18 protein-coding genes and 1 pseudogene are annotated in these 21,930 nt (G+C 53.0%); 6 read left to right on the top strand and 13 right to left on the bottom strand.

Annotation, left to right across the window (positions count from 1 at the left end):
• Positions 1 to 214 precede the first annotated feature (214 nt).
• The 6 genes from L1249_RS14255 to L1249_RS14230 are packed head-to-tail and all read right to left on the bottom strand — an operon-like array spanning position 215 to position 6,910.
• Entirely contained in the window at positions 215 to 1,450 is a 1,236-nt protein-coding gene (locus L1249_RS14255) for a glycosyltransferase family 4 protein (protein WP_044630560.1), read from the bottom strand.
• On the bottom strand, positions 1,434 to 2,717 hold the full coding sequence (locus tag L1249_RS14250; protein WP_044630559.1) for a hypothetical protein: 1,284 nt from the start codon (positions 2,715 to 2,717) through the stop codon (positions 1,434 to 1,436). Before L1249_RS14250 ends, L1249_RS14255 begins: the two co-directional genes overlap by 17 nt.
• Positions 2,714 to 3,838 (bottom strand): polysaccharide pyruvyl transferase family protein, encoded by a 1,125-nt coding sequence (locus L1249_RS14245; protein ID WP_044630558.1) that lies wholly within the window; start codon positions 3,836 to 3,838, stop codon positions 2,714 to 2,716. Before L1249_RS14245 ends, L1249_RS14250 begins: the two co-directional genes overlap by 4 nt.
• The gene (locus tag L1249_RS14240; RefSeq protein ID WP_205408460.1) at positions 3,838 to 4,890 is read right to left on the bottom strand and encodes a nitroreductase family protein; all 1,053 of its coding nucleotides are present in this window, start codon (positions 4,888 to 4,890) and stop codon (positions 3,838 to 3,840) included. Before L1249_RS14240 ends, L1249_RS14245 begins: the two co-directional genes overlap by 1 nt.
• On the bottom strand, positions 4,878 to 6,164 hold the full coding sequence (locus L1249_RS14235; RefSeq protein WP_044630557.1) for a flippase: 1,287 nt from the start codon (positions 6,162 to 6,164) through the stop codon (positions 4,878 to 4,880). Before L1249_RS14235 ends, L1249_RS14240 begins: the two co-directional genes overlap by 13 nt.
• Positions 6,164 to 6,910 carry a hypothetical protein gene (locus L1249_RS14230; protein WP_044630556.1) on the bottom strand — a complete coding sequence of 249 codons (747 nt, stop codon included), beginning with the start codon at positions 6,908 to 6,910 and terminating at the stop codon, positions 6,164 to 6,166. The genes L1249_RS14235 and L1249_RS14230 overlap by 1 nt, the downstream gene beginning before the upstream one ends.
• A gap of 250 nt (positions 6,911 to 7,160) precedes the next feature.
• Between L1249_RS14230 and L1249_RS14225 the strand changes: the two are divergent.
• Positions 7,161 to 7,361 (top strand): annotated as a pseudogene (locus L1249_RS14225) (hypothetical protein); the annotation flags it as partial.
• A gap of 451 nt (positions 7,362 to 7,812) precedes the next feature.
• Here the strand turns inward: L1249_RS14225 and glyA are convergent.
• From glyA to L1249_RS14200, 5 genes are all read right to left on the bottom strand, one after another.
• A complete protein-coding gene (gene glyA, locus L1249_RS14220) occupies positions 7,813 to 9,078 on the bottom strand; it encodes a serine hydroxymethyltransferase (protein ID WP_044630555.1) in 1,266 nt (421 codons plus the stop codon).
• Between the two features lie 961 nt (positions 9,079 to 10,039).
• On the bottom strand, positions 10,040 to 10,468 hold the full coding sequence (locus L1249_RS14215) for a hypothetical protein (RefSeq protein WP_044630554.1): 429 nt from the start codon (positions 10,466 to 10,468) through the stop codon (positions 10,040 to 10,042).
• A 2-nt stretch (positions 10,469 to 10,470) separates the two neighbouring features.
• Positions 10,471 to 11,088 carry a DUF6036 family nucleotidyltransferase gene (locus L1249_RS14210; RefSeq protein WP_044630553.1) on the bottom strand — a complete coding sequence of 206 codons (618 nt, stop codon included), beginning with the start codon at positions 11,086 to 11,088 and terminating at the stop codon, positions 10,471 to 10,473.
• 495 nt (positions 11,089 to 11,583) lie between these two features.
• Positions 11,584 to 14,148, bottom strand: coding sequence for an ABC transporter permease (locus L1249_RS14205; RefSeq protein ID WP_235253655.1), 2,565 nt, complete (start codon positions 14,146 to 14,148; stop codon positions 11,584 to 11,586).
• Complete coding sequence (locus L1249_RS14200) at positions 14,141 to 14,950, bottom strand: ABC transporter ATP-binding protein (RefSeq protein ID WP_044630745.1); 810 nt, start codon at positions 14,948 to 14,950, stop codon at positions 14,141 to 14,143. The genes L1249_RS14205 and L1249_RS14200 overlap by 8 nt, the downstream gene beginning before the upstream one ends.
• 115 nt (positions 14,951 to 15,065) lie before the next feature.
• On the opposite strand from L1249_RS14200, the gene L1249_RS14195 reads away from it, so the two are divergent.
• The 5 genes from L1249_RS14195 to L1249_RS14175 all read left to right on the top strand — a co-directional run bounded on the left by L1249_RS14195 (position 15,066) and on the right by L1249_RS14175 (position 19,085).
• Complete coding sequence (locus L1249_RS14195) at positions 15,066 to 15,686, top strand: arylesterase (RefSeq protein WP_427721796.1); 621 nt, start codon at positions 15,066 to 15,068, stop codon at positions 15,684 to 15,686.
• A gap of 86 nt (positions 15,687 to 15,772) precedes the next feature.
• Entirely contained in the window at positions 15,773 to 16,072 is a 300-nt protein-coding gene (locus tag L1249_RS14190) for a type II toxin-antitoxin system RelE/ParE family toxin (protein ID WP_058577240.1), read from the top strand.
• The gene (locus L1249_RS14185; RefSeq protein WP_044630743.1) at positions 16,069 to 16,371 is read left to right on the top strand and encodes an addiction module antidote protein; all 303 of its coding nucleotides are present in this window, start codon (positions 16,069 to 16,071) and stop codon (positions 16,369 to 16,371) included. Before L1249_RS14190 ends, L1249_RS14185 begins: the two co-directional genes overlap by 4 nt.
• Positions 16,372 to 16,450: 79 nt before the next feature.
• The gene (locus L1249_RS14180; protein ID WP_235253653.1) at positions 16,451 to 17,164 is read left to right on the top strand and encodes a transglutaminase-like cysteine peptidase; all 714 of its coding nucleotides are present in this window, start codon (positions 16,451 to 16,453) and stop codon (positions 17,162 to 17,164) included.
• A 13-nt stretch (positions 17,165 to 17,177) separates the two neighbouring features.
• Positions 17,178 to 19,085 (top strand): EAL domain-containing protein, encoded by a 1,908-nt coding sequence (locus L1249_RS14175; protein WP_235253652.1) that lies wholly within the window; start codon positions 17,178 to 17,180, stop codon positions 19,083 to 19,085.
• Between the two features lie 55 nt (positions 19,086 to 19,140).
• Here the strand turns inward: L1249_RS14175 and L1249_RS14170 are convergent, their stop codons facing one another.
• Together L1249_RS14170 and L1249_RS14165 are read right to left on the bottom strand one after the other, a co-directional pair.
• Entirely contained in the window at positions 19,141 to 19,464 is a 324-nt protein-coding gene (locus L1249_RS14170) for a tryptophan synthase subunit beta like protein (protein WP_235253651.1), read from the bottom strand.
• A 105-nt stretch (positions 19,465 to 19,569) separates the two neighbouring features.
• Positions 19,570 to 21,906, bottom strand: a complete 2,337-nt coding sequence (locus L1249_RS14165) for an Ig-like domain-containing protein (protein WP_235253650.1) — start codon at positions 21,904 to 21,906, stop codon at positions 19,570 to 19,572.
• Between the last annotated feature and the right edge of the window lie 24 nt (positions 21,907 to 21,930).

Below are 21,930 nucleotides of genomic sequence, written 5' to 3'. Positions count from 1 at the left end.
AATTTTGTCTGCTAAATCTAGCTACTAATTTTAACTATCAATTTTAACTACTGTTTTTAACCACTAGAGGAGCGGCGCAATCGTACATGCGCTCACGTTTCACCCGGCTACGCGCTCTGCTAAGACATCTCTGCTAAGACAGACGCATGCTGAGTTCGCAGCGTTCTATCTCAATGCAGAGGATGGCAAAAGCGCTGTGGAGCAAGAGTTGACTTCACCTGTGCAGTATTTGCGAGTAGCACGCCGTCAGGGTGTCTATGTGCTGATCAATTGTAGGGGGTGATTTCCAAAACTGCGCATAGGCTTCTTGACCCAATTTGTCGGCGAGTTGTGGGTCGTCGTGCAGGCGCTGCATAGCCGCTGCCAGGCCTTCTGCGTCACCGCTGCGAAACCATAACCCTGTTACCTCGTGCTCAACAAAATCTCTCCCGGCACAGGCATCAGAGACGATACAGGGCACCCCTTGGGCGGCTGCTTCGGCGATGACCATGCCTTGTGTTTCGTAGCAGCGTGATGGGAATACGATGGCACGGGAAGTGCCGATGTAATGGTCTACCGAGGTGCGATCTACCCAGCCGGTAAACTCACCATTGGGGAGCTTTGTTATAAGCTCGCTTTTTAAATCACCCTCCCCGACTAGGCGTGTCTGGAAGTCGCAGTTGCTTGCCGCAGCGGTAAAAAGATCGGCTCCTTTTTCTTTTGAAAGACGGCCGATATAGCTAATGGTGTGTGAGTCGCTGGGTACCTGTGGGGGGCGCCGCTGGGTATCAATTGGATTTGGCACATGCCAGTAGGCCGCTTCAGAAGGCAAGTATGGGGCAAGCACCTGACGACTGAATTCTGATACATAAATAAAATGTTGAATATTTTTCGGCATACCGCCTAGCGTCGTCACCATTTGACGAGCATAGCGCCATAGCTTCTGCGGATAGCTGCGGGCATCACAGTGCGTGGCTAGACAGGCCCCCGATAAGGGTTTCAGGGTGCATGCTTGCTGTGTTTGGTAATTATAAAACCCACCATTGGGGCATACTGAAAAGTAGTCGTGCAGCGTCACTACTACCGGCAGGCCGCTCTTGGTTGCCGCTGTTACTGCGCTGATTGATAGCGACTTCACCCAAGTGTGAATATGAATAATGGTGGTGGCCTGGGGTAACTGGGGAAACAGTTCAGACAGCTTTACTTCCACCATACGGTTCCAGATACCCTTACGGGCAGCGTCCAGCCGACTAGGGTTAGACAATAGGTCGTGCTGACCCAGCTCGAATAGGGTTATATTTTCGTGCTGAAGCCGATCACTAATATCACCACTACCGTACACGAAGGTGACATGGTGCCCGGCCAGAGCTAATCCTCTGGCGCTTTCTATTGCGACTTGGGCCGCCCCGCCTTGGACGTGGGCGTAATCGTTAATAATAACGATATTTAGCCTCTCACTCTGTAAGCTCACTCTGCCTCCTTGCACGCATGCGATCTAGTGCATATAAGATCGTTACTAGCCAAAAAACGCCAGGAGAGAAGTAGCCGTACCCCCTTAAGAACACTTCTACAAGGAAGCCAAACGCAAAGCCCAGTAACATTAGGCGTTTCATGGCCTCTTGACGTTCCACCAAGGGCAAAATATTCACCCTATAACGCCACGCATTTCCCTTTATCACGAAGCGTAAGATGAATATTAAATAAAGGCCGACTAGCACCACCCCTAGTATCCCTAGCTCAGCGATCACTTTGGCTGCCAGCAATCCTCCATCGGAGGTGTTAAATTCACGGCCGGTCAAATCCACGATTCTAGCGGTGTAATGAGGGTAGGTGGTTCCTACCTCGCCTAACATCTGGAAACCAAGCCCTACCCCTTGGGTTTCTACCAAGTTTAGCCATGCCATCGCCCAGCCTTGGAAGAAGACCAAGGTTGTTAGGTTGTTGGTTTCACTAAAATCTAGCCGACTTGAAAAGTATTCGAAATGCGGCAATACAAACTGCGCAAAAAATATTGCTCCTATTAAGCCGGATACCAACAGGGTCCAGAAGAAGATCGGCTGAAATCGCATCGTGAATATGAAAGCGGCGATCAGAAAGAAAACCAGCAAGGTCAAATTCGGGAATAATATGGCCAGTAGGAACATATTGGTAAGTATGAAAAGCGAGCGTGATGTTTTATCAACATAGACTTGCCCGCACGCCAGCATACCGATTGCTAACGCATAGTGGCTCTCTTCCGAGTAAGGAAAAACAGGCTTTTCCAGCAACGTGTAGCCCCATGCTGCGGGTGTCCATATCAGTGCTAGCCAACCTAACGCCACAAGAAATAACAGGAAGTAGTATACTGCTCGGATAAGCACCTCGTAATTCATGGTGTGTACCCGTCGGCCAAGAGCCACCGCAGCAAGCAGTACTACGATAACCACTAGGGACATAAGAGGCTTTACTTCACCACTGCTCGCTAGGCTGAAAAATGCACTTGCACTGATGGCACATAGCAGGAGCAGCAGCAAAAATACGATGCCAGAGAAGCGGAAGTTCAGAATATTGCGCGTATTGAGCACAGCAACCAGCATACCGGCAACCAGTATCCCTGCGGCCAGGGAGCTCTGGTCCAGTACAACAAACACAAAACTAGGAAGAAGCAGTATCAACGCTAATGAGGATAAGAGAATAATATCCCAGCGATACGGCTTTTCTTGTCTCGTAACGTCTTGGCTCCCAACTTCTCGATTCACTCAATTACCCTTTCTTGTCGTAAGGCTTTATCAAGAAAAGCCAGCGAGTGGCTACGTAATTGGGCAAGGGCTACCTCTACCTTGGCGGCATCAGGCGTGGTGCTTAAAACATGAGTGAGCTGGCTTTCCGTGGTCGTTTCATTCACCAGCCTTTGTGTCTCGCCCACTTCTCCCAATAAGCTAGCGATTCGGTTCTGGCCTGTTGGAGGGGTTGTGACCACAAAGGGCTTACCAAGGTTCAGGCTGAAGGCTGTTCCGTGGAAGGAGTTGGTTACCACGAAGCTTGCCCCTTGAAAGAGTTCGAGAAATTCATTGGGGCCTACATCTTTGAGGTGCTGATCAGCGTGATAATTGATGAAGGGATCTTGGTCGATCGCTACCACTCGTAGGCCAAATTCTTGGGCCGCTGCTTCAACGACACGCTTTAGTAGCGCATCTTTTTTGAGTGCGTAGACCAGTATATAAGCGTCTTCTTTTTTATCTGTTAAAGGAAACCGTTGTTCCCACTCTTGCCGAGAGAGCAGCAGGGAGGGGTCAACAACATGGCTAACTTCCCTGCCAAGAAGCTGACTTAAAAAACCCGCGGTTCCTTTTTCGCGAACAGCCAACGCATGAAAATCTTCGAGATATGAAACTATTTTAGCCTGGAGGTTAGCATCGTATCGAAAAGAGCCCATGCTGGAGGCGAACGCAATACGACGTTTATTTTTGGCAAAGGTCAAGAAATAGGCGTCGTCTAGTTTACCTTGGTCGCTAACGACTTCTGGGCTCCAAATTTGGTCGCTGCCAGCAATCACTGCATCATACCCATCCGCAATGGTAGATAAGTCATACTGGTTTCTTGCGCGTGAGGTCAAGTTCAGGTGGTGCTCATTAAAACGGCGGAACTTATTAATCACGCGGTAACGCGGTATAAGACGAAAAACATCTTTCCCGGCCCTGAGCACATCACGTACGGTAGCTCCTACTCGTATGACCTGCATTCCCTTGGCAGGCTTCGGACTTCGGTAATCAATTACCGATACGTCTCCATACCTTTTCAGCACTTCATTCATGGCATATGTTTGAAGTGCTGCACCGTAATTATTTGCCCAGTGCAGGGTAATAAAACAAATCTTCATCAGGCCTGTCCTCTTTGAGCTGCGTTCTGAGCAGGTTCCTTCTTTTCTATAAGCGTATACACTTCCTCAACAGGCCGCCTAACGGAGCTGCATACCGTGTTGCTCTCTTTTGGGTAACCGATGGCAATCATCATCATCACCGTATGTTCTGGCTTGATGGGCACTGCGCTTCTTAGCCGCATGTCAGCACGGCCAGACTGGCTCCAGTTCAAGCAACAGGAAGCGACTCCTAATGAATGCAGTGCCCAGATAAGTGACATGGAGAACATGCCGCCATCAATCCAATGCTGGTAGCGCTCGTTAGGAGAGCAAAACGCTTTGAGATCCGCTGCAACAATAAGCACTTGCTCAACCTTGTGCCCAAAACCTCGATTGCCATTTTGTTCAGCCAGCGCTGTTTGTGCCATGCTGCCGTTAAGGTGATAAACATGCCAAGCTTGGCGATTGCAAACCGAGGGCGTTCCCATGGCAAGCTTCACTGCACGATGCAGGACACTCTCATCCACGGGCTCGGCAGCATATTCTCGAAGAGAATGCCTGGTTAAAAAGAAGCTCTCGGGCTCTTTCAGCTGGGCATGCTCAACTTTTTCTCGTGAAAAGCAGATAACGCCTGGTTCATCTATTAGCTCTATATCACGCTCACTATAGTGGTGCTTTATGCTATGAATCCTTTCGGCAAGCTGACTACATTTCTCTGGATTATGTGGCTTTTCAACTTCTAGAAATTTTTCTAGCACTGTCAGTGACATGTTATCGTGACAGCCGTGCTGCTGTGCATTTGCTGACTTTTCCAGTGCATCCATCAAAAGCAGTGCATTATCCCAGCCAGCGCCGGGACGCCGCTCACTAAAGCTCATGCTTTTTTCGAGCGCATGGTAAACCTTTACCATGTAGTAATTTCTTTCTTCTGCGTCACCGAGCCGAATTTTCCATCCCGCATAGGACCAGTAACGTTTTAGATCATATAAAAAGCCACCACCAGCCAATAGGACGCGCCCATAGCTCTTTAGATTCTGTAGCATCACCTTGCCCTGTAAAATTACTGCTTCCATTTTTCCGAAAACACCCGTTGGCTCGCTCCATAGTGATACAGAACAGCCAGAAGGTATTGGCTCGCCACCGTGGTAAGTGCGGCAGCTAGAGCACCATAAATTGGTATCAGAATAATATTGAGCCCAATATTGAATCCTGCTACCCATAGCATAAAGCGCACTTTTACCTTCATGTGCTCTTTCGTGACCAGCATGGCTCCTGAACAAAAGGCAAGGAACATGGCTGGAATAGACAAGCAGAATATCTTGACGTAATTTGCAGATACGATATAAGTTTCACCAAAAAGCAGATGTACAACTGGCTCTGCTAGTGCTGCTAAAACAACAGCCACGGCAATTCCAATCACTAGCATCCATTTATTTCCAGCCAAATATACCTGCCTCAACTTTTCCCGGTCCTGGTGCGCCCAGCGATGTATCTTAGGTAGAAAGAATTTCTGAAAAAGCACAGAAGGAAACAGATAAACTGCTGTCATAATAGTAAATGCAACATTGTAGAAGCCTGCTTCGGCATCCCCCACCATATACTTGACTAAAGCTAAATCACTTTGGAAATAAATCAGGTAGGCCAAAACGGCTAACCCAAAAGGCCATGCCTGCTTTGCCACATCCACCACGCCCACCTTTTCCTGTGCGCTCCCATCTTGCACAGCAGGATGGCCGCGTAACAGAAATCTGTGAGTCGTCATTTGCTTAATAAAAAAAACTGCAAATAGGACAACAGTAGCGGCGGTAATGCCATAGACCCAACCTACCCAAAATGAGTTAAAACTGCTCACGATAAACACCGTGGCTAAAATCAATAAAAACCTCAACAAATGAGGTGAAAATTGCCATAACGCCAAGACACCAAAGCGCTCTTCAAGTTGCAATTTACTGCTCACAAGCTCGATAGCTACTTGTCCAGCTATATGAAAAGAAAGAAATATAAGAAGCGTTTGACCTGCTGTCGTGTTGGGCCCCAGGATAGCCCACATTAGCAGCATGGCCATCGCCACTGCGGTGCTGAATATAACGAGCTTGATGGATGGCCTGACCCATCGCACACCGTGCCAGCCTTCTTCACCGAAGGCCTTCAGCCAATACTGCCCAATCCCGAAACTCGCTATCGGTGTTAACAACATAGCAAGCGCTAAGCCGGCACCAAAAAGCCCGAATAATTCTGGATTGAGCAGTCTTGCAAGTAGCACCTGTGACAAAAAGGCAAGGCCAGCACCAGCAAAGGAACCAAGCCAAAGAAATGACACAGATTTTATAGAGAGGCGCCGTGACATCAGCTTTTGTTACTTCCTATCATCCGCCACACTCTGGACAAGCCTTCTATTGCCAATGGTGCCACAACGGCAAGCACCATACCTATCACAACACTTACCAATAGCAAAAATATGCTATTTAGACCTCTTGATTGAGATGATATAGAGTTCAACATTATCAACCTGCCTTCTTGCAATGCAAGTAGACGATCTTCGTATTCTGCAATCAGGTCTAAGTATTGAGTTGCTAATTCTGCAGCATGATTCGACTCTTCATCTTTAATTCTGCTAAAGTTTTCACGAGCATTTTCAAGCAGCCCTTGAACCCTGCTCTCAAACCTTTCAAAAAGCTCGCTTTGAGACTCTTGGAGAGCGTTCATCATATACTCATGAAGCACTTGCACTTTCTCTGACTGCTGCTCACTTGCCTCACTCAGTATTGTTATAAGCAAGGTATCTCTAGGTGAAGTTATCTCTGCCGTCACTTCATTAATTTTCACTAACCCTTCACCAGCCAACTCTGCCTGAGCCTGTGGATAATAGATCCTCTTTAATTTTTCAATAACCGAACTTGGCTTCTCCAGTGCTTCGCCTGTAGATTTTTCTGCAAGCTGGTAGACGGACTGATACTCAAATTTTTCAGTTTCGCCTATCAACACAATGGCTATAACAGCTACAGGCAGTAAAAAAAATGTAACAGCCCACCTCCAACGCCGTGCAATAAGGCATAGCACATCACTGACGCTAATCTCATCTTGATATTTCATTGCTAGCCTCTACAATAAAATTTCACAAAAACATATATCCTATCTCAGAACAAGCGACTAATAAAGCAGGCGTAGCATTTTTAAAATGTGAGTTAATGTAGCATTGACGCCAACCGCTGCTTGAGTAGCGCTACACTTTAGAGTCCGATCCTATGCAAAAGCGGCATAGGGAAAAATGGTCAAACGTTACAATATCTCTGATGACGGCTGGGCACAGATTGAAGATATCGTGGCGCCCCCTCAAACCATGGGCAGACCCAGACGGTTCGATAAACCCAAATACCGGCAACGGAATGAGATAGAACGCAGCTTTGGGTAGCTTAAACGCATCGCCACACGCTATGAAAAACTGGTAAGTAGCTTTAAGGCGATGGTATGCGTGGCGTGCATCGGCCGTTGCTTGCGAGCCAACTTTTCGTACAAAACCACGCTAGCCCTAGCCCTCCCATAATTGTAAATAGGAGCGCTATTACCAAGGAAGGATGAATAGAGTGTCAAAACTTTGGATGGTGAGTATGCCGCTATACAACTTGGCACATGCACACTGGCGATACTAGCATCAGCAAGTTAGCATACATACTAAAAAATGACCGATACAAACGAACCTTTATAGGTTTTTAACGCATGCTACAACACTGTTGCCTTATTCCTAAGGGGTCACTACTGAACCGCAAAAACGTTAAAAGTAGACAAAATTAATCGCGGCAGCATAACAGCGATGCCCTTCACGAGGGAGGGGGAGATCGCCTCTCATTCCTGCCTTACTCTCCAACCTAGACTACCATTTGTTACCTTGGGGTAACTAGACAACGGACACCCTGCTAAGGGTGCCCGTTTTTTGGCTTTCCGTAGCCTAGGAGAGCCTATGAAATAGCTTTAACACAAACCTACTGGTAATCCGCTTATTTATAAACCGGTAAGCGCGCACAAACCTCAGCCACTTTATCCAGCACTTGGGCTTCGACGCTGCTAGTGTCTTCGCCTTTGGCCAGTACATCGAGGATATCGCAAATCCAGCCTGCCAGCTGCGTACACTCCTCTTCACCGAAACCGCGCGTGGTGACGGCTGGGGTGCCGATACGCAGGCCAGAGGTAACGAACGGGCTTTGCGGGTCGTTCGGTACGGCGTTTTTGTTGACGGTGATGTGGGCACGGCCAAGGGCGGCATCCGCATCTTTACCAGTCACGCCCTGCTTGATCAGCGAGAGCAGGAACAGGTGGTCTTCAGTGCCGCCGGAAACGATGTCGTAACCACGGTCAATGAATACCTTCGCCATGGCTTGCGCGTTCTTCACTACCTGCTGCTGGTAGGTTTTGAACTCGGGTTCCATGGCTTCTTTGAAGCAGATCGCTTTGGCGGCAATGACGTGCATCAGCGGGCCGCCCTGGCCACCGGGGAAGACTGCCGACTGCAGCTTCTTCTCGATATCCGGGTTGTTCTCGGCCGAGAGAATCACGCCGCTACGCGGGCCGCGCAGAGTTTTGTGCGTCGTGGACGTGACCACGTGGGCGTGGGGCAGCGGGCTGGGGTAAACGCCAGCAGCGACCAAGCCAGAAACGTGCGCCATATCCACCAGTAAGTAAGCACCGACTTCGTCAGCGATTTCACGGAATTTTGCCCAGTCGACAATCTGAGAGTAGGCAGAGAAACCGGCGATGATCATTTTCGGCTTGTGTTCACGGGCCAGGGAAGCGACTTGGTCGTAGTCGATCAGGCCTTGCTCGTTCAGGCCGTACTGAATGGCGTTGTAGTGCTTGCCGGAGAAGTTGGGCTTGGCACCGTGAGTCAGGTGGCCGCCCGCGTCCAGGCTCATACCGAGGATGGTGTCGCCCGGTGTGACCAGCGCTTGGAAAACAGCGCTGTTGGCTTGAGAGCCAGAGTGCGGCTGCACGTTGACATAGGTCGCGCCGAACAGCTGCTTGGCGTAGTCGATGGCCAGGTTTTCAGCGATATCGACAAATTCACAGCCGCCGTAGTAGCGCTTGCCTGGGTAGCCTTCGGCGTATTTGTTGGTCAGCTGGCTGCCTTGCGCTTCTAGTACGCGGGGGCTGGCGTAGTTTTCAGAAGCAATCAGTTCGATGTGGGCTTCTTGGCGTGCCACTTCTTTTTGCATGGCATCAAACAGCGCATCATCGAATCCGGCAATTGTCATGTCGCGGCTGAACATCGGCGGGAACCTCGTTAGAAAGGATCATCATGGAGAAGCGAGGCGGCTATCATACCGCAGCCTGACGCGACTTTCATCGCATCCGCGTCAGGTGGTGCATGAGCATGTTTCATGTTGTGAGCCGGGTAAAGTTCTGACCAAATGGACAACCATGCGTGCCCGTCGCCCAACAAATTGGCCTCCCACAGGGGGGCACATTACTTGATCGATAAGGCCAGCTGTAGGAGGGAGCTTTAGCTCGCGATGATGAAGGCACTGGTGCCTCGGCAGGCTAAGGGCGGCTGGCGCCGCTGGCGCCCAATGAATTGGCCTCCCACGGGGTGGCACATTATTTGGGAATCGATCAGGCTTGTTGTAGGAGGGAGCTTTAGCTCGCGATGATGAGGGCACCGGTGCCTCGGCAGGCTAAGGGCGGCTGGCGCCGCCGTCGCCCAACAAATTGGCCTCCCACGGTGTGGGCACATTACTCGGGAATTGATCAGGCTTGTTGTAGGAGGGAGCTTTAGCTCGCGATGATGAGGGCACCGGTGCCTCGGCAGGCTAAGGGCGGCTGGCGCCGCTGGCGCCCAATAAATTGGCCTCCCACGGAGGTAGCTTATTACTCGGGAATCGATAAGGCTTGTGGTAGGAGGGAGCTTTAGCTCGCGATGATGAGGGCACTGGTGCCTCGGCAGGCTAAGGGCGGCTGGCGCCGCCGTCGCCCAATAAATTGGCCTCCCACGGTGGGGGCACATTACTCGGGAATCGATCAGGCTTGTTGTAGGAGGGAGCTTTAGCTCGCGATGATGCGGGCACTGGTGCCTCGGCAGGCTAAGGGCGGCTGGCGCCGCCGTCGCCCAATAAATTGGCCTCCCACAGGGGGGCACATTACTTGATCGATAAGGCCAGCTGTAGGAGGGAGCTTTAGCTCGCGATGATTGAGACGGTGGGCAATGGGACCCTGCAAGGGCTTTCTTATCTTTCAGGCGCTAAGCCCGTGGAAGCGGCTGTGTTTGTCAGCATAAGTACGTGTTTGCAAAGGTAGCAGGGCTTTTCGAAGCGATACGGTGGTATCACTTAGCCCCCATCTTTTGCTAGGAGAATATCGGCCCGGTGTTAAAACCTCATCTTTTCCTAACAACTGCTGATGGTACCGCTGAGTCATCTGCTGTAAATCTAGCGCAGTATCACGGTGACAAACAGGATATTGGCTCAGCATTTCAAGAACACAGAGCGAACGTTGGAACTGCTCATGAGGCATAGCAGTAGCGAGGGTTTCGAGCTCTCTCCAAGTAGGCCGATACCCTTTATACCAGATGGAATCAGCCAGCTTTTTGATATCCTCAACAGCACTCTCAAGAGGACGAGCCCCCACCCGATATAGCTGCTTATGCGTGACGGAAAACTGCATCTTTAACCCTCGCTATGATGATACTCATCCAGCATCATTTTCAGATTACCTAAAATACGAGTTTCATCGCCAACATAGTAACTGATCGCTTCCCGAGCTAACCGTTCGAATTCTTCGATATCAACATAGGGGAGTTGCAACAATGTTTGAATATCATTTTGGTCGCGTTCGCCAAAACGACCAAGCTTTGAGATTGCCACATCTAGCGCACTCGCGACATAGACTTCAACGTTAGGGGCATGACTTTGGATCATCAACCGAATGACACGATCTTCATAATCTTCATGCAATGGAGCTAATGTCGTGTTAAAGCTGATATCTAGCTCCAATATTTGCACAACTCCTGCATCATCGGTAAACACATAGGCATCTTCGCCCAGAAGAGCGATAATATCAGACTTCTTAGCCAATCCATGTGATGCTACCTCAGCGTCAATATCGGCACTGCCTCGAGCTTGTGTGTGGATATGAACCGCACAGCCACCGAATACAATAGCCTGGAAGACCCCCTTTTCTCCGCTCCCATAGACAGGCACGAGCACATCAAAAAACTCAACTAGCGCGCGCCCAAGTGGTGTGTTGGGCTCGATGATTGGGTAATTACCTGGCGCAATCGGCATAATCTCTCCTAAACATACAAGAAAACGTGCCGCCGTCGCCTAATCAATTAGCCCCTACGACGGTTGCTTCATCGCCTAATCAGGTGCCCTCCTACACCTGCCTTCGGCAATGCCCCGATAAACTGCTGTAGGAGGGAGTTTTTATCAATCAGCGCGAAAAACCGCTTACTTTTAGTGAGCGGATGGATAGCGCGGCATCCGCAGGATGCCCTTGCTGATGATTTGCACAGTGCTATACTGCTCACGTCGACACGACCTACCGAGGGGCACTCGGAAAGTGACGTCTGTGGAGACGATGTGAGACCTGGGGGATATGAGTTGGTTCGCCACCGTAAAAATCCCCACTGTGGGACTTTTACGGCGATAACCAAGCCATTCCCTCGGGCAATCGTCTTGGAAGCAGAAACCAGGAAGGTAACAACCTGGGAATCCCCTTCCTTTCCGTCGCTAGACGGCAGCGCAAGCTGAGGGAGGGGAGGATGTCAAGGCTGTAGATTAAGCTTCACCTAGCAGCCCTAAGCTGGCGGCGGGGGCTTGGCGTCGTAGGCTGTAGGAGAGCGCGTGGCCGATGATACCTATCAGCAGCGCGCCGCCGATGGGGAGTGCTAGCCATAGGCCGAGGTGCAGGCGTGGGGTTAAATCGAGCCAGTAGAGGTAGAGCGCGGCAGTAGCCAGTTCCGCCAGGACCGCCCCTAGCAGGCCGCTGGCGAATCCGAGCAGCGCGTATTCAGCCCCTTGCACGCGGGAGATCATCCGGTTGCCTGCACCAAACACCCGCAGCAGGCCACTCTCGTGGGCGCGTACCGGGCGGCTGGCGGTGAGCGCGGCGTAGAGCACACTCACGCCCGCCAACAGCACCAGGATTAGCACAAGCTCCACCGCGCGAGTCACTTGGGTCAATACATCGCGCACCTGCCCTAGGATGGCATCTACGTTGAGCAGCGAGACGCCGGGGAAGTCGCTAACCAGCTCGCGCACCAAGCCCTGCTCTTCGTCTGGCAGATGGAAAGCGGTGATGAAGCTATGGCCGAACGATTCCAGCACGCCGGGCGGGAAGATCACGAAGAAGTTCGGGTTAAAGCTGTCCCAGTTCAGGCTACGCAGGCTTTCGATGCGCGTTTTGATGCTGTCGCTGCCTACGGCGAAGGTGATTTCGTCCCCTAAGCCCAAACCAAGACGCTCAGCCAAACCATCCTCCACCGAAATGGGAACAGTTTCTGAGTCGCTAGAAGGCGTCGCGTCCACTTCGCTCATCCAGCCTTCTGGCTCACTGGCGGGTGTGAACCACTGCCCTGCCACCACTTGGTTGCCTTCGGGCAGTTCGGATTGCCACGTCAGATTTAACTCACGGCGCAGCGAGTTGTCGCCTCGGGCATCGGCGGGCACTGCATCTCTGGGCGCTTGTCCGTTAATCTCGGTAATACGCCCACGCACCATGGGGTAAAGGGTGCTTTGGGTATCGACCCGAGGTGCCACCGCTTGCTCGAACGCATCCCGCTCGCCGGGCTGAATGTTGATGGCAAAGTAGTTGGGGGTGTCTTCTGGCAGTTGATCTTGCCAAGTAATGAGCAGATCCCCACGCACCTGGACGATCATCGCCATGGCAAAAAACGTGACCGAAAATGCCAGCAGTTGGCCAAGCCCCGCCTGCTTGCGGCGGGCCAGTTGACGCCCGCCCAAGCGAAATGCCTGAACCCACTCGCCGCCGCCCTTAAGGCGCTGCACAGCGCGAAGCAAACCTTTCAGCAATAAAGAACTCACGCCCCACAGCAGCGCCAATAAAGCCGAGCCACCCACCAGAAGCGCCAAGGCCAGAGGGAAGCTGCCTGAATAGAGCCACAGCAGGCCACCAAACACGATGCTAGCCACCCCCACCACCAGCCAAGCGGCGGGCGGTAACGGGTCCAGCTCTCGCCGCAGGACTTTAAGCGCGCTTACCTGCTTGATACGCAGCAGCGTTGGGCCTGCAAACCCTACCAGCACCGCCAGCGCGGTGAAGATACCGAGCCATAGCGGCATAATGCCAGGGGGTGGCAGCGTCATGGGCAGAAAGCTGGTTAATAGCCACAGCAGTACGGCTTGGCCGACCAAGCCCAGCAGCGCGCCAATGAGGGAGGCCATTAACGCCAGCCCAATGAGTTGCAGGCTGAAAATCGTCACAAGCTGATACTGGCTGGCCCCAAAGCAGCGCAGCAGCGCAGCGGTATCCAGGTGACGCTCTACGTAGCGGCGGGTCGACATAGCAACCGCCACCCCGGCCAACAGCACCGCTGCTAACCCGGCAAGGCCTAAGTAGCTTTCCGCCCGCTGTAAGGCGTTACCCAGCTGCGGGCGGTCTACCCGCACATCACGCACTTCTACCCCATCACGCCGTAGCTGTGCCAACAAGCCTTGCACCTGATCTAACGCGGCGGGCGGCCCGGCGGCCAGTAGTTCAAACTCAATACGTGACCCTGGCTGTACTAGGCCAGTGGCTTCAAGGTCAGCGGTATTGAGCATCAAGCGCGGGTTGAAGTTACCAAAGCCAGCGGATTGGTCCGCTTCGCGCTCGATAATCCCGCTAATGGTCAGCTCCGTTTGCCCCACCTGCACGCGGTCGCCAATCTCTATCTCAATCAGCTCGGCTAACCGTGGGTCTGCCCAGGCTTCGCCTGCAGGTGGGCCAGAGGCGATTTGCTCGACGCCGCTGCCCCTATCTACGTGAGAAACACCGTAGTGCGGGTACACGTCATCCACCGCTTTGAGGCTGGCGGGCTGGAAGCGCTCCCCCTGGCTGATCATGGAGACCAGATCCACTTGGTCGCTCAGCGTAAAGCCCGCCTGCTCTAGCGTATTGCGCAGCTCTTCAGGGAAAGGGTCGCGCTGTTCGAGCACTAAATCGCCACCCAGCATCTGCCCGGCTTGGCGCTCAAGGCCACGCTCCAAACGATCAAGAAAGAAGGCAATCATGGTGGAAGCGGCCACCGCCAGTACCAGCGCGACAAACAGCGCCCGCACATCCGCCGCGCGAAGGTCGCGCTTTAAGCTCCGAGCGGCCAAACGCCAGTTGATATCACTCATCGCCTTCCCCGCTGTTGGCTGGGGCTGGCTCGAACGGGACGAGCTGGCCGTTAGTGAGGCGCAGGCAGCGGTCGCAGCGGCGCGCTAAGGCGTGGTCGTGGGTGACGAGGATCAGCGTCGTGCCCGCCTCTTTATTCAGCGTGAAAAGCAGGTCGATGATCTGCGCACCGGTATCCGGGTCCAAGTTGCCAGTCGGCTCATCGGCAAACACCAGCTCAGGGTCGGTCACGAAGGCACGCGCAATGGCGACACGCTGCTGTTCACCGCCAGAGAGCTGTTTGGGCTGGTGGGAAGTCCGCTCGCCAAGCCCTACACGCTCCAACCACTGCTGAGCAGTACGGGTTTCTCCGGCGCGGGGAGAGAGTTCTAGCGGCAGCAGCACGTTTTCCAGCGCGCTGAGGGTCGGCAACAGCTGAAAGTTTTGAAACACGAACCCCACTCGCCCTGCCCGCAGTGCGGCGCGGCCATCCTCATCCAGGCGGCTCAGCGCATGGCCGAAAAGCGTCAACTCACCGTCGCTGGGCGTATCCAATCCGGCCAACAGGCCTAGCAGCGTCGACTTACCCGCCCCGCTTTTACCCAAAATAGCCACGCTCTCCCCCGCCGCTACGCTTAACGACAGGTCGTGTAAAATGGTTAGCGTGCGTTCACCGCTGGTCACTCGTTTGGCCAGCTTTTCCGCGTGCAGCACTGGCTGGCTCACCGCTTCATGGGGAACCTTCTGGGCCGCCGATGAGTCGGTGTTGGACGAAGCCGCATCTTGGGTCGTGGTATTGGATATTGGGTCAGAGGAGTGAGGCATGAAACGTGGATTCCCTTTAGCAATTCAAAAACAAGCAATTCAAAAACTGTTTCGTCAGACACTGGCCTTTCAGCGGGGGCAAACGGCCACCCGGCGTGGTGTGTCTAGCGCCGTCATGCTGATCATATTCTTGGGTGCTGCCCCTTTATACGCCAACACGTCTGAAGAGCACCTACCAACGCTCCTCGTGATGGGCGACAGCTTGAGCGCGGCGTACGGTATTGAGCAGGAGCAGGGCTGGGTCACGCTGCTGGCAGAGCGCCTTGACGGTGAAGCGCACGTCGTCAATGCCAGCATTAGCGGCGAGACTACCTCCGGTGGCGCCCAGCGATTTGCCGATATCATCGGACAGCGTGAGCCGGATATCGTTCTGTTAGAACTGGGCGGCAACGATGGCCTGCGCGGTTTACCGCCTGCCCAAATGCGCGCCAATCTGGCAACCATGATTGAGCAGAGCCAGCAGGCCGATGCCGAAGTGCTGCTGCTGGGTATCGATATTCCGCCTAATTACGGCCAAGCCTACCGCGATGCGTTTACCAGTGTCTTTCATTCGCTCGCGGATGAGTACGATATTCCGCTGGTGCCCTTCTTGCTGGAAGATATCGCGCTTAATAAACAGCTGATGCAGAGCGATGGTATCCACCCCACTGCCGAGGCCCAGCCAATTATCCTAGAAAACGTGTGGTCTGAGCTTGAACCCATGCTGGAAGAGACGTATCAGGCTTCTTCTCAGTAGTATACTTTGCGTACGGCACTGACTCGCTGGGCAACCCCATTTTTTCATGCCTTGCACGCATGTAGTCTAAGAACTACAATATCTTTATGCTCGCTATTAAACAAACCGACACTTACCGACGGTGGGAACGTAAGCTCCGCGATTCGCGCGCCAAAGCACTGATTGCCGCCCGTATTTTCAGGCTGGCCAACGGATTGACTGGCGATGTAAAACCCGTTGGTCAAGGCATCAGTGAACTGCGTATTCATCATGGCCCAGGATATCGTGTCTATTTTAAACAACGCGGTAATGAGCTTATCATCCTGTTGTGTGGTGGCGATAAAAGCACTCAGCAAAACGATATCGATACAGCGCAGCGTCTGGCAGCAGAATGGGAGGAATCATGAGCGATAAGATTTACGACTATGACCCAGCAGCAGCCTTAGAGAACGATGAAGCCATCGCGCTCTTTCTCGCTGATGCGCTGGAAACCGGAGATGCCACTTATGTTGCTAAAGCGATGGGTATCGTAGCGCGCGCTAAAGGAATGACAGAGCTTGCTCGCGAAACCGGCCTCTCCCGTGAGCAGCTCTATCGTTCGTTCAGCGAGCAAGGCAACCCAACGCTGAAGACGATGTTGGCCGTCATGCGTGCACTGGGTATGGACTTGACGGCAAAACCACACCAAGAAGAACCCGTCATGTAAACATTGGTACTTTCTACTGAGGAGATATAGCGCTTTTTTGCCTTAGCTTGTAGTCTTAAGCGATATTTGACCAACGCTAATGGCGTCCATGTCTACTTCCTCGTCCCGCCCGCTTTCTAACGTTTCGCGTCGGCAGTTTTTAACCGCTGCTGGCGCGTTGCTATTGGGTGCTGGGCTGGGCATACACGCTACTCCAGTGTCAGCCTTCAATCCTCAACAGCTGCGCCAGAGTATGCAGCAAATGTATGGGCAAGGCGGGCTTAACGTTTTAGAAGAGTGGTTCGCGCTGCTGGAGCGCCTGCGGGGCCAAGATGTGCAGGCGCAGCTTCGCGATGTAAACGACTTTTTTAACCGCCGTATCCGCTGGATAGATGATATCCGCGTATGGGGCGAAGAGGATTTTTGGGCAACCCCTTTAGAGGCGCTGGGTAAAGGGCAAGGCGACTGCGAAGATTACTCCATCGCTAAGTACATTACCCTGAAGCAACTTGGTGTGCCGGGGGAGCGCTTGCGTATGATCTACGTCCGCGCCCGCATTGGCCGCAGCCAAATCACCCAGGCCCACATGGTATTAGGCTATTACTCAACGCCAAACGCTGAGCCTTTGGTACTAGATAATATTGCACCCTCAATATCTCCCGCTTCCCAACGTAACGACTTAGACCCCGTGTTCAGTTTTAACAGCGATGGCCTATGGGCAGGCGGCGGTTCCGAGTCCCGTGCCGACCCGCTGGCGCGGCTTTCACGCTGGCGGAGCGTGATTGGGCGAATGCAATCACAAGGATTTATTTAAGAGGACTGGCGCTATGTCGCTGATTAAACAGCTTTGGCTGGCCATTATCGCGCTCTTGCTGTTGTCGTTTGTCGGCAGCTTGGCGATCAGTATTACCAGCAGCCGTGACTACATTGAGCAGGAAGTGCGCATCAAGAACGAAGACAATGCCACAACTCTGGCGCTCTCCATGAGCCAGCTCGACAAAGATTTAGTGATTTTAGAGCTGCTGATCTCGGCCCAGTTCGATACCGGTTATTACCGCTCGATTATCCTGCGCGATGCAGAAGGCGAGATATTAGTAGAGCGCAGCGCGGGTGAATATAGCGGTGATGTTCCTGCATGGTTCCGCAGCCTAGTGCAATTCGATGTGCCCACCGGCACCGCCACGATTCAGGATGGCTGGCGGCAATTCGGCACGTTGGAACTTGAAAGCCAACACAGCTACGCCTATGCCTCTTTGTGGCGCAGTATGTTGGAACTAGCCGGCTGGTTTTTACTCGCTGGAGCCATTAGCTTAGCGATTGCCACCGTCTTGGTGCGAGGTATCAAACATCCGTTGGTACGCGTTGTGGCTCAAGCTAAAGATATCAGCGCGCGACGCTTCACGACCATTCAAGAGCCCCGCACGTTAGAGCTGCGGGAAGTTGCCCAGGCGATGAACGTGCTGTCTGCCAACGTGCGCCAAATGCTCAGTCAAGAGAGCCAGAAGCTCGATGAGCTACGCTGCGAGTTGCAGCATGACCGCGTAACGGGCGCGCTGAACCGTGACGTGCTGATGAGCAGGTTGGCATCGCTACTGGGCAGCGACGATGCCCGTGCCACCGGCCTGATGGTCATGGTGCGTGTGCAGGCGCTGGAGCATCTGAACGACCAGCTGGGCCACCAAGCCACCGACCAACTGCTCAGTACGTTGGTTAAGGCACTTGCCACCCTGGAAACCAGCGCCGACGAGGCGCTCATCGGCCGTTTGAACGGCAGCGACTTCCTGCTCATGCTACCACTCGAAGAGCAGCCGGATTCCCTATTGCCCCGTTTGCAGCAAGCGCTGGCCACCGTTACTGCCAGCGCCCCTCAGGCCGATGTACGCTTGGCCACCGCGATCGTGGCGTATCACTCAGACGACGAACGCGGGCCGCTACTGGCCACCTTAGACGACGCCCTGGCCGAAGCCGAAAGCGGTAGCAGCTCAACGAATATTGCCCTACGCCAACGGGAACAAGGGTCGCTATTTGGCAACCATAACGAGTGGCGAACCGCACTGACCGTAGCCATCGAACAAGGCCCACAGTTGGCGTATTTCCCCGTGATCGATGCCCAGAACCAAGTGCTTCACTATGAATGTCCCGCACGATTGGAACTTGCCAATGCTTGGCAGACCGCCGGTCTCTTCATTCCTTGGGTAACGCGCTTCGCTCTCGAACCCACGCTGGATATGGCCGTCGTCAAAAAAGCATTGGGACAACTCGAGGCAAATCCCGATCAGCGTATCGGCGTTAACCTCTCGATTGCGTCGATCAATAATGCCCAGTTCGTCACCGAGCTGCGTTTACTGTTAGAAAAGCAGCCCGCTCTCGCCAGCAAACTGTGCTTCGAAGTACCCGCAACGTTAACGGCCCACTCCTTTGGTAGCCTACGCGGATTGTGTAGTGCTCTTCGCCCACTCGGCTGTCAGTTCGGCATCGAGCACGTGGGTGCCGAATTCACCAAACTCGCTGACTTGCACGATGTGGGGCTTGCCTACCTGAAGGTCGATAGCAGCTTGATTCGTGGGATTCACGTCTCGAACGAGCAGCAGACCATCGTGCGCGGCATGGCCACGCTGTGCCACTCCCTGGGTATCCAGGTCATCGCTGAGGGGGTCATTGACTCGGAGGAGTTACAAAGCCTATTCCGCACAGGCGTGGACGGTGCAACGGGGCCCGGTGTTCGCTTGAGCTAACACGGAAGACGACTCGAAGAAATAACACGATAGGAATGACGCGGCACCTGCCGCGTCAGATAATACCGCCATCATCACCGATCAAGTTGACATCGTTCTTAGAACGAAGCGACTTACGCTCCAACACCTTGCTCTGAGCGGCAGCAGGCAAGTCAGTAAAACTGAGCACGCCTTTCTCCAGCAGCACCTCCAGCATATCTTCAACGACCCGTACAAACGCCAAATCCGACGCGATCATTTGCGCCGACTGCCCCGTTTGCTGGGCCAGAAAGGCAAACACCTCCGGCGAGTCCGCCGCGATGGTGTCATTACACTCAGGCGAGGGCTCTTTGCTGAGCATCACAATCTCCCCACGGGCATTTCGTTTGATGTAGAGCATAGCGGCTTCCTCTGTAAGTAAAAGCGCTTAAGTGTCGCTAAACGTAACACGTCACTGGAAACTACGAGGCCGCCCAGTGGGCGGCCTGTTGGGGTAGATTAAAGGTTATTCGATATCTAGCTTGCCATTTTGGATCATATGGAGGATGACATCCTGTGATCCGCCATCACCAAAGTCAGAGAAGCTCTTACCCTCTAAACGAATAACTTGATCAGCATTCTCTTTATCGCCTGCCAAGCCTCCTTCAGAGTTGACATACAGCACTGTATCACCGTTATCTTCTTCGGCGACAATATAGGCATCTAGCGAGTCACCGTTTTCATAATCCAATAACTCACCAATATCCAGTTTATCGCCTTCATCCGCATTGAAATCCATCACTGTATCAATGGCGGGGCTATCCGCAGTGCCTTGGTCGTTTAACTCCCACTTGAAGGTGTCAGCGCCGAGGCCACCGAACAGCAGATCGTTACCTTCGCCACCAATGAGATTGTCGTTAGCGGAGCCGCCGATCAAGATATCGTCACCAGCACCAGCGTCGATAGTATTGCTACCCCCATCAGTACGCACAGTATCGATTAAGGATTCCCAGTTTTCCCGAACATAGTCGAGAATCTGGTCATCATTAGGCATGGTTCCATTATGAACCTCCCACTTCAGGAACTCTCGCAGCCCTTGATAACCCAAGCCGTCGTGACTTCCTGCAGTGAAGACGTCGTCTGTATCCTGGTTCGTCCACTCGAGGTGGTCGGTATTGACAGTATCACCGAAGATAATGTCATCTCCCTGCCCTCCAGTAATGACGTCAGCACCTAAGGGCTCGAGTTCATCGAACTCAGAACTTCCCTCCAAAGCAGCTGCTAGATCTTCGGCGTTATTGACGATATTAACATCACCCGCCTGATCCGTTACGGTTCCAGCACCCCAATTGTAGAGACCGTAATTCCCATCAATCCAACCATAAGCCCAAAAACCTGAAACCGATTTGGACTCCTGGCCGACTGACTCTCCAGTAGTAGTGAAGAACTGCAAGTAGTCCTGATTAACATCAGACCCAATACCAATCCCTTCAACTTGGCTCAGCTCCGCCAACGGTTTAAAAGCATTGACAGAGTTTTGCAACACACTGTAACTAGTCGCATCGCCAGGCCCACTGACATTACCGTTACCTGTACGATAGTCGAAAGAAGGATCACCATCTGTTAGGAAGTAGGTGAGCTTTTCAAACTCGGCGGATGTCTGCTGTCCATCCTGAGCATTGAACCAGGCCACTGACTGCTCAAATGCAGCCTGATAGTTTGTACCACCGCCAGCCGAAAGCGCATCAATTGCTGAAATCAACTGGTTCACATTGCTCGCATTAAGCCCCTGAACCGTCACTGGTGACGAAGCATGGGTAGAGAATGGAACCAATTGCACATTGATCATGCCCTCGTGATCCTTGAGCTGATTGGCCAGGTTGACCAGCGCCTGCTTGGTCAGCTCCATGCGATCCAGGCCCGGCGTACCGGAAGAATTCCCCATACTCCCCGAGGTATCGACGATCAAGGAGATATTGTAGTTAGTGGCAGGGTCTACAATCGTGACCTTCCCACCACGGTCGCCAATGATGACATCATCGCCACCGCCACTTTCAATGGTGTTATCTCCGTTTCCTCCCACATTGAGCGACGCAGGTGGCTGAACCTCAAACGGCCGATCAGTCTCGTCCTCATAGGTATTACCAAATTGGTCATTTCCTACCACTTTAGCAGTCACATCTCCAGAAGATAGCCCCGCTACTTTATCGCTGGAAACATTCACTACCCACGAGCTGCCATCTGGATTGACTTGCGTGGTATAAGTCTCTCCGCCAACCGTAACTTCAACCGTATCACCAGCTTTCGCATCTCCACCAACGGAACCACTGATTGAGTGCTCTTCGTTAGACTCACTATTGCTCAGGAAGTCATCCCCACCAAAGAGCGCATCTATCGTGATCGTGGCTTCTGGAGCTACGTTGGCAACGCCTTTACTGTCATCATCGCTGTCGCTATTACCCGCAGGGTCCGTGACCGTGGCACTAACGCTTACGTTAGGCGCACCTTCGCTCACAGCCACCCAAACAGTAACACCGTTATTAATGTCCTCCTGATCCAGCACTACAGTAGTCAGCGTATTACCGCCCGCATCCTTAACGACCAGTGTATCGCCAACCTTAGTACCCGCTTGGAACGTCACTAAGGCTTCGACGCTATTTTGCTCGCCAGCAGCAATTTCGTCGATGTTGTAGACATCGTCGTCGCCAGCGCCCTGCAGTGCCACGGTGACCGTCGGGGCGGTGGTGTCGACATTGTATTCTTTCTCGCCGGTGACGTCGCCGACGTTGCCGGCTTCGTCTGTCGCGGCGACCACGCCGTCGATGGTTTGGTCGGCGTCGGCGGCCAGGTCGCTGCCCGCCACGGCCACGCTCCACTCGCCCGCGGC

The organism is Halomonas sp. Cn5-12, assembly GCF_021532545.1.
Lineage (GTDB): Bacteria > Pseudomonadota > Gammaproteobacteria > Pseudomonadales > Halomonadaceae > Vreelandella > Vreelandella aquamarina.
Note: the sequence above shows the minus strand (reverse complement) of the source record. Positions and strands in the feature narration are given on the sequence as shown.

Excerpts from the sequence above, each read along its gene's own strand:
- L1249_RS14185 (WP_044630743.1), top strand. The coding sequence starts at position 16,069 with ATGAGCGATAAGATTTACGACTATGACCCAGCAGCAGCCTTAGAGAAC.
- L1249_RS14205 (WP_235253655.1), bottom strand. The coding sequence starts at position 14,148 with ATGAGTGATATCAACTGGCGTTTGGCCGCTCGGAGCTTAAAGCGCGAC.
- L1249_RS14215 (WP_044630554.1), bottom strand. The coding sequence starts at position 10,468 with ATGCAGTTTTCCGTCACGCATAAGCAGCTATATCGGGTGGGGGCTCGT.
- L1249_RS14190 (WP_058577240.1), top strand. The coding sequence starts at position 15,773 with ATGCTCGCTATTAAACAAACCGACACTTACCGACGGTGGGAACGTAAG.
- L1249_RS14200 (WP_044630745.1), bottom strand. The coding sequence starts at position 14,950 with ATGCCTCACTCCTCTGACCCAATATCCAATACCACGACCCAAGATGCG.
- L1249_RS14170 (WP_235253651.1), bottom strand. The coding sequence starts at position 19,464 with ATGCTCTACATCAAACGAAATGCCCGTGGGGAGATTGTGATGCTCAGC.
- L1249_RS14240 (WP_205408460.1), bottom strand. The coding sequence starts at position 4,890 with ATGGAAGCAGTAATTTTACAGGGCAAGGTGATGCTACAGAATCTAAAG.
- L1249_RS14180 (WP_235253653.1), top strand. The coding sequence starts at position 16,451 with ATGGCGTCCATGTCTACTTCCTCGTCCCGCCCGCTTTCTAACGTTTCG.
- L1249_RS14210 (WP_044630553.1), bottom strand. The coding sequence starts at position 11,088 with ATGCCGATTGCGCCAGGTAATTACCCAATCATCGAGCCCAACACACCA.
- L1249_RS14245 (WP_044630558.1), bottom strand. The coding sequence starts at position 3,838 with ATGAAGATTTGTTTTATTACCCTGCACTGGGCAAATAATTACGGTGCA.
- L1249_RS14235 (WP_044630557.1), bottom strand. The coding sequence starts at position 6,164 with ATGTCACGGCGCCTCTCTATAAAATCTGTGTCATTTCTTTGGCTTGGT.
- L1249_RS14230 (WP_044630556.1), bottom strand. The coding sequence starts at position 6,910 with ATGAAATATCAAGATGAGATTAGCGTCAGTGATGTGCTATGCCTTATT.
- L1249_RS14195 (WP_427721796.1), top strand. The coding sequence starts at position 15,066 with ATGCTGATCATATTCTTGGGTGCTGCCCCTTTATACGCCAACACGTCT.
- glyA (WP_044630555.1), bottom strand. The coding sequence starts at position 9,078 with ATGTTCAGCCGCGACATGACAATTGCCGGATTCGATGATGCGCTGTTT.
- L1249_RS14175 (WP_235253652.1), top strand. The coding sequence starts at position 17,178 with ATGTCGCTGATTAAACAGCTTTGGCTGGCCATTATCGCGCTCTTGCTG.